Origin of the sequence: Snodgrassella sp. B3882 (genome assembly GCF_026535915.1) — a bacterium.
Classification (GTDB): Bacteria; Pseudomonadota; Gammaproteobacteria; order Burkholderiales; family Neisseriaceae; genus Snodgrassella.
Genome location: NZ_JAFNPF010000001.1, coordinates 1,527,079 through 1,540,961 on the forward strand (window position 1 = coordinate 1,527,079; position 13,883 = coordinate 1,540,961).

The 13,883-nt window shown below is 39.9% G+C and carries 13 protein-coding genes; 12 read left to right on the plus strand and 1 reads right to left on the minus strand.

Annotation, left to right across the window (positions count from 1 at the left end; genetic code table 11):
* Window positions 1-30 precede the first annotated feature (30 nt).
* The 12 genes from J3U68_RS06505 (at window position 31) to citX (ending at window position 11,378) form a co-directional block, all read left to right on the plus strand.
* A complete protein-coding gene (locus tag J3U68_RS06505) occupies window positions 31-510 on the plus strand; it encodes a PaaI family thioesterase (RefSeq protein WP_267375592.1) in 480 nt (159 codons plus the stop codon).
* Window positions 507-941: a PaaI family thioesterase gene (locus tag J3U68_RS06510; RefSeq protein ID WP_267375594.1), complete on the plus strand. Its 435-nt coding sequence runs from the start codon at window positions 507-509 to the stop codon at window positions 939-941. Before J3U68_RS06505 ends, J3U68_RS06510 begins: the two co-directional genes overlap by 4 nt.
* A 90-nt stretch (window positions 942-1,031) precedes the next feature.
* Window positions 1,032-2,249, plus strand: a complete 1,218-nt coding sequence (gene pncB, locus J3U68_RS06515; RefSeq protein ID WP_267375596.1) for a nicotinate phosphoribosyltransferase — start codon at window positions 1,032-1,034, stop codon at window positions 2,247-2,249.
* A gap of 110 nt (window positions 2,250-2,359) precedes the next feature.
* Window positions 2,360-2,770 carry an RNA-binding S4 domain-containing protein gene (locus tag J3U68_RS06520; RefSeq protein WP_267375597.1) on the plus strand — a complete coding sequence of 137 codons (411 nt, stop codon included), beginning with the start codon at window positions 2,360-2,362 and terminating at the stop codon, window positions 2,768-2,770.
* Window positions 2,771-3,315: 545 nt separating this feature from the next.
* A complete protein-coding gene (citG, locus tag J3U68_RS06525) occupies window positions 3,316-4,176 on the plus strand; it encodes a triphosphoribosyl-dephospho-CoA synthase CitG (RefSeq protein ID WP_267375598.1) in 861 nt (286 codons plus the stop codon).
* A 463-nt stretch (window positions 4,177-4,639) separates the two neighbouring features.
* Complete coding sequence (locus J3U68_RS06530) at window positions 4,640-6,013, plus strand: 2-hydroxycarboxylate transporter family protein (protein WP_267375599.1); 1,374 nt, start codon at window positions 4,640-4,642, stop codon at window positions 6,011-6,013.
* 101 nt (window positions 6,014-6,114) lie between these two features.
* Complete coding sequence (locus J3U68_RS06535) at window positions 6,115-6,951, plus strand: fumarylacetoacetate hydrolase family protein (protein ID WP_267375601.1); 837 nt, start codon at window positions 6,115-6,117, stop codon at window positions 6,949-6,951.
* 5 nt (window positions 6,952-6,956) lie between these two features.
* Complete coding sequence (citC, locus tag J3U68_RS06540) at window positions 6,957-7,991, plus strand: [citrate (pro-3S)-lyase] ligase (RefSeq protein WP_267375603.1); 1,035 nt, start codon at window positions 6,957-6,959, stop codon at window positions 7,989-7,991.
* A gap of 25 nt (window positions 7,992-8,016) precedes the next feature.
* Complete coding sequence (gene citD / locus J3U68_RS06545) at window positions 8,017-8,307, plus strand: citrate lyase acyl carrier protein (protein WP_267375605.1); 291 nt, start codon at window positions 8,017-8,019, stop codon at window positions 8,305-8,307.
* Complete coding sequence (locus tag J3U68_RS06550) at window positions 8,304-9,185, plus strand: aldolase/citrate lyase family protein (protein WP_267375607.1); 882 nt, start codon at window positions 8,304-8,306, stop codon at window positions 9,183-9,185. The genes citD and J3U68_RS06550 overlap by 4 nt, the downstream gene beginning before the upstream one ends.
* A 13-nt stretch (window positions 9,186-9,198) precedes the next feature.
* Window positions 9,199-10,719 (plus strand): citrate lyase subunit alpha, encoded by a 1,521-nt coding sequence (gene citF / locus J3U68_RS06555; protein ID WP_267375608.1) that lies wholly within the window; start codon window positions 9,199-9,201, stop codon window positions 10,717-10,719.
* 101 nt (window positions 10,720-10,820) lie between these two features.
* Window positions 10,821-11,378, plus strand: coding sequence for a citrate lyase holo-[acyl-carrier protein] synthase (citX, locus tag J3U68_RS06560; RefSeq protein WP_267375609.1), 558 nt, complete (start codon window positions 10,821-10,823; stop codon window positions 11,376-11,378).
* A gap of 1,037 nt (window positions 11,379-12,415) precedes the next feature.
* Here the strand turns inward: citX and lpdA are convergent.
* Window positions 12,416-13,828, minus strand: a complete 1,413-nt coding sequence (lpdA, locus tag J3U68_RS06565; protein ID WP_267375610.1) for a dihydrolipoyl dehydrogenase — start codon at window positions 13,826-13,828, stop codon at window positions 12,416-12,418.
* Window positions 13,829-13,883 lie beyond the last annotated feature (55 nt).

The following is a 13,883-nucleotide window of genomic DNA, read 5'->3' on the forward strand; positions in this document are numbered from 1 at the left end:
CCCACAGAAAAATGAATATGAGAAACAGATATGCCAGCAAATAACAAGGTTTTCCAAGCCTTATTTCATCATCTTTTACAGCTACCTCATTGCCAATGGCTAGGAATTTATGGTGATAACAGTACCGACCAACCGGTGATTTCCATTCCATGGCGTGAAGAACTCATAGCCGATAAGCGCAGCGGAAATTTACACGGTGGCGTCATCACTACCTTGATAGACATGGCTTCAGCCGGTGCTTTGGCTGCTAAATTAACCGATTTCGAAAATACCGCAACCCTTGATATGCGTGTAGACTATCTACGTCCCGTGTGCAAAAATTTGCCAGTTCATGTTCGCGCCCATTGCTATCGTCTGGAAGGTCAAATTGCCTACATTCGCAGCCACTGCTTTCAGGAAGATGAGCAAGATCCTTTCGCTTTAGGTATGACTACATTTATGCATACGCCACTCACCATTGCTGAAAAGCAAGCCATACATGAATATATGCAACAGGAGCTGGCTAAATGAATTCTCCAATATTCCAAATCGATCAATCGTTAACTGATCAAGCACATCAACTCAGTCCGTATTCTCAGGGAATCAATTTGCGCATTGGCACCGATCAACAAGGCAACCGGCTGTTTCACTTACCTTTTGCCAAACAAAATATCGGTAATATTTTTCTTGTTCGTTTACATGGTGGTCTGATTGGCGGATTCTTACAATCATGCATATATCATTATTTATCCGAACACACAGAACATACTGACCCGCCGTTTATGATTAATTTTGCTATTGATTATTTGCGCGCTGGCAATGCTCTAGACAGCTATGCTCAATGTCAGATTTTACATTCAGGACGTAGAATATCTCAGGTTACCGTCACCATGTGGCAAGATAATCCGGACAAACCTATTGCCATAGCTCGTGCTCATTTGCGCATGCCCAATGATGACTAATGTGACCTAGGTCAAAAAATTTTATAAATTAATCTGCTGGAATTTCAATAATCTATTAAAATTACCTTTTAAATACACTTATTGCATACTATGACCATAGACACCGAGCGACCTCCAATCATCCAATCATTGCTGGATACCGACCTATACAAATTTACTATGTTACAAGTCGTTCTCCATCAATTTCCTCAGGCAACCGGTGTTTATGAATTTCGCTGTCGCAATAATCATGAAACCGTTTATCCCTTAGGTCAGATAAAAGATGAACTTGACTGGGAACTCGATCGGCTATGCTCAATTAAATTTAGTCAGGAAGATTTGCAATATTTGCGCAGTTTAAGATTTATAAAGAGTGATTTTGTTGATTACATGGAGCTGTTTCAATTGAAACGGCGTTTCATTCACACTTCGGTTGACGCCAATAACTTTCTCAACATCCGTATAGAAGGTCCCATCATTCAGGCAATGTTTTTTGAGATTTTTGTCCTATCCATTGTCAATGAACTGTATTTTCGACCATTAGAAACCCCTGCCGTACTTTTGGAAGGTGAAAGACGTTTGCAGGAAAAAGCCAATCTTCTTCGCCTCTATGAAGTAGAACAACTTAAATACCATTCTCCGTTTGTGGTTTCTGATTTTGGCACCAGAAGGCGTTATCGCTACAGCTGGCACAAACATGTAATCGAAACCCTTAATGCAGCAGCACCAACTGTTTTTCGTGGCACCAGTAATGTTCATTTAGCCAAAGAGCTTGGATTGATCCCTATTGGTACCATGGCGCATGAATTTTTTCAGGCTTTTCAAGCTTTGGATGTACGTTTGCGTGATTTTCAAAAAGCTGCTCTTGAATCATGGGTACGCGAATATCGCGGCGATCTCGGTATAGCTTTAACAGATGTAGTTGGTATGAATGCTTTTTTACGTGATTTTGATCTATATTTTGCCAAATTGTTTGATGGTCTGCGGCATGACAGCGGTGATCCCTATGAATGGGGAGAAAAAGCCTATGCGCATTATCAAAAACTGAAAATTGACAGTCGCAACAAAATGCTGACCTTTAGCGATGGGTTAGATTTACCCAAAGCCTGGGATTTATACCTCTACTTTAATAACCGTTTTAAAACCAGCTTTGGTATTGGAACAAATCTGACTAATGACATGGGATTAAAACCATTAAATATTGTGTTAAAACTTGTTGAATGCAATGGTCAATCTGTAGCCAAAATATCTGATTCACCTGGTAAAACCATGACAGATAACAGTACATTCCTTGCCTATATGAGACAGGTTTTCGATATTCCCGAGTAAAAAAGGGTTTTTAAAAAGATAACATTTTGATAATATAGGTATAATAACCTATCATCCTATTGTAATTGATTATAGTAGTAACCCTAAAAAGATTAATGTAAAGCTTCACCATGAACAAAAACACCATCAATAGTGCCAATGCCATGCGTCTGGATAAATGGCTTTGGTGCGCTCGTTTTTTTAAAACTCGAGCTATGGCGCAAAAACACATAGAGCTGGGTCGAGTTTTAGTAAATGGGCTAAAAGTGAAAAACAGCAAAATTATCCAGATTGGTGATACCATTGATTTAACACTGAATTCATTACCATACCGAATCAAGGTTTTACGATTTAACTCAATGCGCAGACCTGCATCTGAAGCCAAATTATTATATGTAGAAGACGAATCCGTTGCTACAAAACGTGCTGAAATCAAAGCTCTTAATCAAGCCAGTCAGATTACAGCTGCCTATCCAGATGGCCGCCCAACCAAACGCGATCGGCGAGCATTGGATAAAGTAAAAAAACATTGGGAAAGCTAAAAGCCGATCTCAACCATGGATTAATGTAAACAGCATCATACTGGCCCATTAAATGCTGTTTACATTGATCATTATGTTTTAAATAATCGCAATCCCATAGTCATTCATAAATATTCCGTTCATTTCAGATATTCTTATTTACGTAAAAAAATATCTTTCCCTATTCTAAACTAAACAATTTAACAGCTGAAAAAATACCATTTAACAGATCCTTTTTTCAAATGATAAGAAATTACAGTAAATTAGATATGGTCTTTATTCTGCAGCATTTTTCCTTAATCAAATTTCAAACCTTCACGCGCTTTCAGGAAGTATTCGCCAAACTCAACCCTTATTCCCTCGTTGACCGATTAATTCATGTATTATCAATAGGTGTATAGTATGCGCATTTGAATTTATTAAATTCTTAATAGCAAATGCCAAAATTCAAATGACGTAATTCCCTAGCCCAAAATGAACCTTAATCTAAATCCATTTCTAAGCAACAAATTATCTTATAATGCTTCTCCTCTGCCGCTCCTAACTTCACGACAATTACATCCGCTATGAAACCTATTCAAGTGTCACCTAATTCTTTTGCAACCATTGCCAATTTGGCTCAAGAAGCCCTATACAAAGAAATCTATCTCACGCCAAAACCCGGTTTGGTTGATCAGGATAATAACGGTGCACACCAAGATATGGATCTCAATACCTTTTTGAAGAGTATTGAAGCCATCACCCCCTTCTTAGCTGAAACTCTTCATTTCGGATTCCAACATGCGTGTATGCCGCTGGAACCTTTCTTTTCACAACTACGCCTGATTGGTCAGCAAGCGGAAAAAAAGATGTTTCAGGCTACCAACAACATCAATACCCATAAAGGTGCTATTTTTGCTTTTGTTTTACTACTGTCCTCTATTGGACGACTACAAGGCAATCAGTTACCAGTCACCGTGACCAGCATCACCACATTAATATCAGAAATGTGTCGTGGTCTGGTCGCTAAAGATCTGCATCAGAATAATGCTCAGACAGCTGGAGAGCGTTTATTTAACCAGTTTCAGCTTACTGGTGCACGAGGTGAAGCAGAAAGTGGCTATCAACTGATTAGAGACAAGGCTTTACCATGCTATCGTCAGTGTTTAGATCTTGGATACAACGAAACCTTCAGTCTGTTACAAACCTTGCTGACACTCATGGCCAACAATCCAGATACCAACATTGTGCACCGCGGCGGTTTAGACGGATTGGATTGGGTACAATCTCAAGCAAAGCAATTATTGAATAATGGTGGTGCGTTAAACGAAGCAGGAATAGAAAAGTTAATCGCTTTTGATGAACAAATGAATCAACGCCGTCTTAGTCCCGGTGGTAGCGCAGACTTAATCGCTGTCACATGGTTTCTAGCCCATTTTCCTGATTAATCATTGCCTAAATTAAAATTTCAAAGTAAATTTAATTGAAAGAAAAGCAATTATCGGCTAAGTTACTAACTAGTCAGAGAAATAGAGATATTATCAGAGCATTAAATACTATTACATATATGCATTATTATTTTCATACTTTGCATTAAATAATTTATGCAAAAATCATAATAGTTTGAAAACCGAGACATAAAAACATTAATACCGTACTACTACATTGGGATATTGAATTTTTTTTGCTTAATCACTTATTTAAGTGACTAATTTGAACAAATAGTGACGTATTGGAATGTTAAAATCCGCCGCTATTAATTGAGAACATTCATAGCTTTAACTATACAAGTGTTTTTCTTGCTGCTTGAAAACTCAGTATTGTTCGCATGGCCAGCTTACCGTACTTGGTTAATCGTGTAGCCAACTTTTTCAATTTTGTTTAATTGTTATTAAACGGGAGAAAAGTAATATGGATTCATCCAAAAAAACTTCAGACAATGCTGTCCTTGAACAAAATACCAGATTCTGGCCCACAGGCTGGTGGCGAATACTGGATAACTACAAAGTCGGTATCATTCCCCTGCCATTCTTTATATTTGCCGGTCTGCTGATATTTACTGAAGTTTTCCTAGGCGACAAACTTCCATCAGACATCGTAGTGATGGTAGTAACCTGTGCCTTTTTCGGTTTTCTGTGCGGTGAATTTGGCAAGCGCTTACCAATCGTCGGTAAAATGGGTGCAGCGGCAATCTGTGCTACATTCATTCCTTCTGCACTGGTATTTTACAAAATACTGCCGGAGCCAATCGTCACGGCAACCACTTCCTTCTATAAAAGCACCCACATTCTCTATTTATATATCTGCTGCATCATTGTCGGCAGTATTATGAGCATGGATAGAAACACATTGATTAAAGGCTTTTTGAAAATATTTGGCCCAATGTTATGTGGTGAAATTGTGGGGATGCTTACCGGCGTCTTAATCGGTACGCTTCTTGGCTTGAGTCCATCCTATACATTTTTCTTCCTAGTTCTGCCCATTATGGCCGGTGGTGTTGGTGAGGGCGCAATCCCATTATCTATGGGCTATGCCTCCATACTGGGTATGCAGCAAGGTGATGCACTTGGTCAGGTGCTACCTATCGTTATGCTTGGTGGTTTGACGGGTATTTTATGTGCAGGTGTTTTAAATCGCATCGGCAAAAAATATCCTCACCTGACTGGTAATGGCAAAATTCTTCCTGCTGGTGATGCGGATAATGTTTCATTACACGCTAAAATTGAAGTGACTAATGATGTCACCACCTTTGCCAGTGGCGTTTTATTAGCGACCATGCTGTATATGGTCGGCATGATATTACATAAACTGATTGGCTTACCGGCACCGATTGGTATGCTTTTTGCTGCCATTTTGGTTAAATTAACTTCTGCCGTGTCACCCAAAGTATTGAGTGGTTCTCAAGTCGTTTATAAATTTTTCCAAACTTCCGTCACTTATCCAATTCTTTTTGCTGTCGGCGTTGCAATTACACCATGGCAAAGAATCGTTGATGCTTTCACCATAACTAACATCATCGTTATCCTGTCTACCGTCATCTCATTGGTTACAACAGGCTTTTTTGTCAGCAAAAAAATGGGCATGTATCCAATTGATACTGCAGTGATTTCATGCTGCCAAAGCGGACAAGGTGGTACTGGTGATGTGGCCATTCTGACAGCAGCTGAACGCATGGAATTAATGCCCTTTGCTCAGATAGCCACCCGTATTGGTGGAGCAATCAATGTTTCACTTTCACTACTTATATTAGGTAATTTTTTGTCTTACATCAATCCGCTCTCTTAAAGACTGATTAAAAAATTCAGCAAAGAGTAAAATAACCTATTCCTTAACTGAGTAAGGAATAGGTTAAATGGATGATATAAATCATACATCTAGGAGCACATATGAAATTAGCCAGTTACCTTATCTCTGGTAAACCTGGTTACGGCGTGATGCACGAAAAAGGTATTACTGATCTTTCCGTGCATTTTGGTAATAAATATCCAGATTTAAAATCTTTGATTAGCGATCCGGATGCCCTTGCATTAGCAAAAGAATATCCATTAGATTCCGTAATTCCCACTAACTCAGTGACCTTTTTACCAGTCATTCCCAATCCAAACAAAATTTTGTGCGTTGGGATGAATTATAAAGAGAAACGGAAAGAATTTTCTGCCACAGAAAGCGCGATGACACTGTTCACCCGTTTCAGTGATACTCAGGTAGGTCATCTTCAACCAGTGATCAAACCTCCGTTTACTGAAGAATTCGATTATGAAGGCGAATTGGCTGTCATCATTGGTAAACCATGCCATCGGATTAAAGCAGCTGATGCACAACAGTACATAGCAGGTTATAGTTGTTACATGGACGGTTCTGTTCGAGATTGGCAATATGAATGGTTTACAGCTGGCAAAAACTGGCTCAATACTGGCGCATTCGGTCCTTGTCTAACCACAATTGATGAAGTGCCAGACTTAGAAAACCTTTCAATTCAAACTATTTTGAATGGTGAACGCGTTCAGCATGATTTTTTAGGCAATATGGTGTATAAAGTACCCGTTATCATTGAATACATCAGCACTTTTACGCGCCTTTCACCAGGTGATGTCATTATTACCGGTTCTCCAGGTGGTGTAGGAAAAAAACGTCACCCACCATTGTTTTTAAAAGCCGGTGATAAAATTGAAGTGATTATTGATAAAATCGGTCATTTAACCAATACTATTGCTAACGAGTAATCTAAATGTTCGCAGCCACAGATATCGTTTTTGAATTTATTGATCCGGCAAAAAAACCAGCAGTCATTGCTGAGGCAAGCAAACTGCTTGCTCAGGTTGATCTGGAATATGATAGCCAAATTCAAACACTGCTGGTTGGATGGCACAACGACCAGCTTATCGCCTGCGCAGGTTTAGATCACAACGTTATTAAATGTGTAGCCATGCTGCCATCCTATCAAGGTTGCCAGCTCTCACTCAAATTATGCGAATATATTCAAAAATTTGCTGCAAAACAAGGTTACAATAAGCTCTTTCTTTACACCAAACCACATAACGAAGTCCTTTTTCGTCAATGTGGTTTTTATCCACTGGTAACTGTTCCAGATACTTTAGTTATTATGGAAAATACTCCTGTGGGCATCAAACGGTATTGTCAGCAGTTATCTGCTTTAAAACAAGACTGTCAAGCCGGTGCTATAGTGATGAATGCCAATCCGTTCACGCGTGGACATCTGTATTTGGTTGAACAGGCATTAAAACAGGTACCTTGGCTATATATATTTGTTGTGAGTGAAGATGCTTCCTTGTTTCCTACCAAAGTTCGTTATGATTTAGTTTGTCAGGGTGTACAACATTTATCACGTGTTAGCGTGATCTTAGGATCGGAATATCTCATTTCTCGCGCAACCTTCCCAACCTACTTTTTAAAAACTGCGCAGCAAATTGAACAAGCCTATTTGGCGGTCGATTTACTCATGTTCCGTAATTATATTGCTCCTACTTTAAACATCACCCAACGTTTCGTCGGTACAGAGCCTTATAGCGTGGTCACCTCTGCCTACAATCAAGCGATGCATAAATGGTTGGACAGCCCCACTGCCTCAACCGCCCCACCGATTGCCGTACATGAACTGGAACGCTTAGAGATTGATGGTGATGCTGTTTCAGCATCCAGAGTACGCAAATTATTAGCGGAAAAAAACTATGCGGCCATTGAGAATTTAGTACCACCAAGCACATGGTCGTATCTAAAAAATAATGATTTCAGCATTTCTTAACAAGCCTTCAATATGAGGTAAACAAATGAAAATTGAAAAACCTGCCCTTTCGGGAACACTTGAGTCCAGCGATCTGCTGGTTAAAGTGGAACCCAATCAAGGGTTAGAAATTGTTATTAACAGCGATGTTCATAAACAGTTTGGTCACCAAATCAAACATGTTGTAGATCAGACCTTACAGGATCTAGGTGTTTCAGATGGTCTGTTCATCATCGAAGATCGCGGTGCGCTTGACTGTGTCATCAAAGCCCGCGTGCAAAGTGCAGTACAACGATCATTAGAAAATCCGACCCTGAACTGGAGTCAAGTATTATGAGTAAAGTTCGTCGCAGTATGCTATTTTTACCGGGCGCTAATGCAGCTATGTTATCCACTGCATTCGTTTATCGTCCGGATTCTGTAATGTTTGATCTGGAAGATGCCGTGGCCGTTTCTGAAAAGGACAGCGCGCGTCTGTTAGTTGCTCAGACATTAAAAATGGGGGTTTACCAACGTTACGGTATTGAAACTGTGGTTCGTGTCAATGCTCTTGATACTCCATACTTCAAAGACGACGTTGAAGCAGTAGTTCGCGCAGGTGTTGACGTGGTTCGTTTACCTATGACACATACACCTGAAGACGTAAAAGAACTGGAAAAACTGATTGAATCAATCGAACAAACTGGTGTTCGTCCAGTGGGTTCTACCAAAATCATTGCAGCCATTGAATCTGCACAGGGTGTGGTTAACGCATTGGCTATTGCTCAGTCAAGCCCACGTATGGTGGGTATTGCATTGGCTGCCTTTGACTATCTGGTTGATATGCGTAGTGCCCGTGGTGATGGTACCGAACTATTCTATGCTCGCTGTACCGTTCTGCATGCTGCTCGCGTAGCCAAAATTCAGGCTTATGATGTCGTATTTGGCGATGTTAACAATGATGAAGGCTTCATCCAAGAAGCAACCAAATCCAAACAGCTTGGCTTTGACGGTAAATCACTCATCAATCCTCGTCAAATCGAATTGTTAAATAAAGTTTATGCTCCTACAGCCAAAGAAATTGCCAATGCCAAAGCAGTCATTCAGGCAGCGGAAGAAGCTGAACAGCAAGGACTGGGTGTTGTTTCCTTAAATGGCAAAATGATTGATGCTCCTATCATCACTCATGCCAGAATGGTTTTGGAAATGGCAAGCCAATATAATCTTTTACATTAATATCAGAGCAGCTATGACTAAAATAATCGATTCCATTGCAGAACAATATCCGCAAATTACCGGTCTGACCGCATTCAGCGGTGCTAACACCACTACGCCCTATCTTGCTGATACAGAGCAAAAATACCAGCGTAAAATGTGTGAGAGTATTGAAGACGCAATTAAAAAAGTTGGGTTGAAAGATGGTATGACCGTTGGTTTTCACCATGCTTTCCGCGAAGGCGACAAAATCATTAATCTGGTAGTGGGCATCTTGGCCAAAATGGGTTTCAAAAATATGACCCTGGCTTCAAGCTCATTATTATCTTGTAATGATTACCTGATTGAGCATATCAAATCAGGTGTCATCACCCAGATTTATACTTCAGGTATGCGTGGTAAATTGGCCGATGCCATTTCTCACGGTTTGATGGAAAATCCTGTACACATCCATTCACATGGTGGTCGGGTTAAACTGATTCAGGATGGCGTCATTAATCTGGACGTTAGTTTCCTAGCCGTATCTACCGCAGATGAATTTGGTAACGCCAACAGCGTAACCGGCAAATCTCGCTGTGGTTCGCTTGGTTACGCCATGGTTGATGCGCAATATGCCAAAAAAGTGGTTTTATTGGCGGAAGAAATTGTTGCTTATCCAAACCACCCTGCTAGTATCCGTCAGGATCAGGTTGACTACATTGTTAAAGTTGATCAGGTTGGTGACCCAACCAAAATCAGCGTGGGTGCCGTACGTATCACCAGCAACCCCCGTGAACTGATGATCGCCCGCTATGCAGCTGAAGTCATTGAACATTCTGGTTACTTCGAAGATGGATTCTCTATCCAGACTGGTTCCGGTGCAGCTGCTACTGCTTGTACACGCTTTTTAGAAGATAAAATGCGTGCTAAAAACATCACAGCTGGTTTCGCTTTAGGTGGCATCACCCAAAGTATTGTGGATTTACACCAAAAAGGTTTAATCAAAGTTTTACTGGATACCCAAAGCTTCGATAATGCCGCAGGTATTTCTTTAGGTGAAAATCCAAACCATTTCGAAATCTCCACCAACTATTATGCCAATCCAGCCGCTAAGGCAGCAGCCTGCGATCATCTGGATATCGTCATATTAAGTGCTTTGGAAATTGACCTGAACTTCAACGTTAACGTACTAACCGGTTCAGATGGCGTGATGCGTGGTGCATCAGGTGGTCACTGTGATACTGCTGCAGGTGCTAATCTTTCAATTATCGTCGCTCCATTAATCCGAAGCCGTATTCCAACCGTTATCTCTAAAGTCACAACCATCGTGACACCAGGCGAAAGCATCGACGTATTGGTTACCGATCATGGTATCGCCGTAAATCCAAATCGTCCAGAAGTTGCTCAACGCTTGAAAGATGCTGGTCTTCCAGTATTGACCATTGAAGAACTGTATCAACGCGCCATTGATTTAACTACCGAACCAGAACCGATCAAATTTAAAGATAAGATCGTTGGTATCGTACATTACCGTGATGGCTCTATCATTGACGTGGTTCGTGAAGTTCAAGACTGATCTTAACCGACCATAGTTCAGGCTGCATACCTTGCTCCGCTAGTCAGTTCAGGTATGCAGCCTATTTATTACCTCATCACAACCCTAAATAAAGACAGCAGATGAATTCAGGCACAATAACACCAACACCAATTACCCTTGCACAACTCCTACTAGCTCGAGAACAGCGTCAAACACGGCAAGCTCAATTATTACAGCAATACCAATCAACATTAATTTGTCTTACCATCAACATGCCAGGTGAAGTAAAACTGAATGAAGACAGTATACTGTTATTTACCCAAGCAGTTTCTGCTATTGAATCTGTGGCAAAAAAAAATAAATTGCATATATTGCATCAGCAGCAACTTCCATTAATCACCGGCGCAGAAGCCTATTGGGTTATCGCAGACAAAAAAGCTAAAGAAATAAAAAAATTACTGATTGAACTTGAACAGCAGCACCCATTAGGGCGAATGTGGGACATTGACGTATTCAATCCTGATACCGGCACAGCCCTTAGTCGCAGCATGATGTCTATCGAACCAAGAGCCTGTTTAGTTTGCCAACAACCAGCTAAAGCCTGCGCTCGATCGCAACAACATCCATTACAAGAACTACTCTCTGTAATCCATGACAAAATCACTAATTATCGTGTGCAAACAGCAGATAAACCTTGACCCATAAGTCTCAGGCTTCTTAATCGTTGAACTTTCTTTCTCAGCGTAAATACTGCCGCAGCTTAATTAAACCCTAAACCATATGTCACATACATCTTCAATGTCTCACTTGATGATGTCTTTATTTGGTTAATGGTAATCATGATTCAACTGCAATAAAGGCAAATTCAATATGAAATAATTCAATTTATAACTATTTAAGATATTGTATATTTCTACCGAAATTAACATTCAACAATAGACTGAAAGTTGCATCAATATTTAGAAATTTTTGCATGAACCAGCAGAATGATTAGATACTGGAAAACAGATACAACTAAGCCATATCAGAAATATTGCGATTGTTTCCAATAGCTCAAATACTGTCTAGTAAATTGATAATAAAAATTTAGCAATCAGCAAACAGGTAAGTTAGACAATCTCATCTACCTACTTACAGAAACTTTTAATCCATCAATAAACTGAAGTTTGAAACTTAAAAAAAACGTGTGGACGTAATATTTGAATAACCGCACATAGCAATTACAAAACCCTTCACTACATCGCGATCTGTATTGTTATGCTTTCGTAATTAAACGATCACCTAGATAATTAATTGCGGAACGATAGCTTACAGTCATCAGAATCCATTAAATCCAACTTGATAGTATGCTATATCGTCATAATATATTTATTCTTAAGCCTCCCTACTTTGATCTGTCACATAAGTTTAACCAGAATTTCCCCGACTCATCTTGCATAGACGTTTGCCAGTCATTCAGATCAGAAAATCCTCAATACCGTGTTGGATTTACTCGTAAAGTAGCAAAATCGCAAAAACATGGGCTTTAGACAATATCTGTATTTATTACAACAAAGCCAAATATGAGTCAGACTACTAAAAAACCAGCTAATTATGCGAAAACTTCGTAGACATTTAATCTCGTATTCACCCTGATCAAAAAGAAAGTATTCTCTAGCGCACATTCATTTAATACCTAGTCTGTAACAAAAAAAACCGCATCACAAAGATGCGGTTTTTTAATAAATCATTAGACTTATTTAATAGAGCAAGCAGCTTCATGTACTGCTTCAGATAAAGTTGGATGACCGTGAATAATTCGGCGGATATCTTCACTTGAAGCTTTAAACTCCATGGCCATAACAGCTTCGGAAATCAATTCAGAAGCCACAGGTCCGATGATGTGCACACCAAGAACTCGGTCAGTTTCAGCATCTGCTAAAATTTTCACGAAACCTTTACCTTGTCCCATACCCAAAGCACGTCCATTAGCAGCAAAGCTAGATTGACCTTTTTTGTACTTCACTCCAGCTGCTTTTAATTGCTCCTCAGTCTGACCAACCCAGGCAATTTCAGGGTGAGTATACATTGCAGCAGGAATAGTGCTCATATTAACAAACGGTTTTTGACCAGCAATTCGTTCTGCCACAGCCACACCTTCAGCAGAAGCTTTGTGTGCCAGCATAGGTCCACGAACAACGTCACCGATTGCCCATACATTTGGCAGATTAGTGCGACATTCTTCATCAACCACAATAAAGCCACGTTCATCTTTTTGTAAACCAACACCTTCAGCATTCAAACCGTTGGTATTTGGAATACGACCAATAGCAATAATCAGTTTATCGAAAGAATCTGATTTTTCCTCACCATTCAAAGTATATTTAACATTCACATGGTTTTTGGTTTTTTCTATTGCATTAATAGTCACACCCAAATGAATATTTAAATTTTGTTCTTTAGTGAAAATCTTAAACGCTTCTTTAGCAACCTGTTGATCTACAGCCGCCAGGAATGTTGGCATAGCTTCAAGAATAGTCACTTCAGCGCCCAGACGGTTCCATACAGAACCCATTTCCAGACCGATTACACCAGATCCGATCATACCCAATTTACCTGGAACCTCTTCCAGATTCAGAGCACCTTCATTATCCAAGACTTTATCATTATCAATTTCAATCAATGGTAATGGACGTGGAGATGAACCAGTTGCTACGATGACGTGCTTAGCAGAAACAGTTTGTTTAGCACCATTAGCTTCTACTTCGATCTGCCATAAACCATCTTTTTGTCCTTGCAAAGAACCGCGACCGAAAATACTTTCTACTTTGTCTTTTTTGAATAAAAAGCCGATACCGTTAGTTAATTTGCTAACGATTGCATCTTTGCGCTCGATCATCTTTTTAGCATCGAATTTTTTCACTTTAACTTCGATGCCATGTTCAGCAAATTCAGTTTCTGCAGCGTGATAATTTTCACTGGTCTGCAACAATGCTTTAGAAGGAATACAGCCAACATTCAAGCAGGTACCACCCAAAGCAGGTGCATCACCTTTTTTATTCAAACCAGCATCAATACAAGCCGTTTTAAAACCCAGCTCAGCTGCACGAATCGCTGCTACATAGCCTCCAGGGCCGGCACCAATGACCACAACGTCAAATTGAGACATCGAAATTCCTTTCAATTATTATATTTCACTAATATGATTAAACAGCCATGACGAA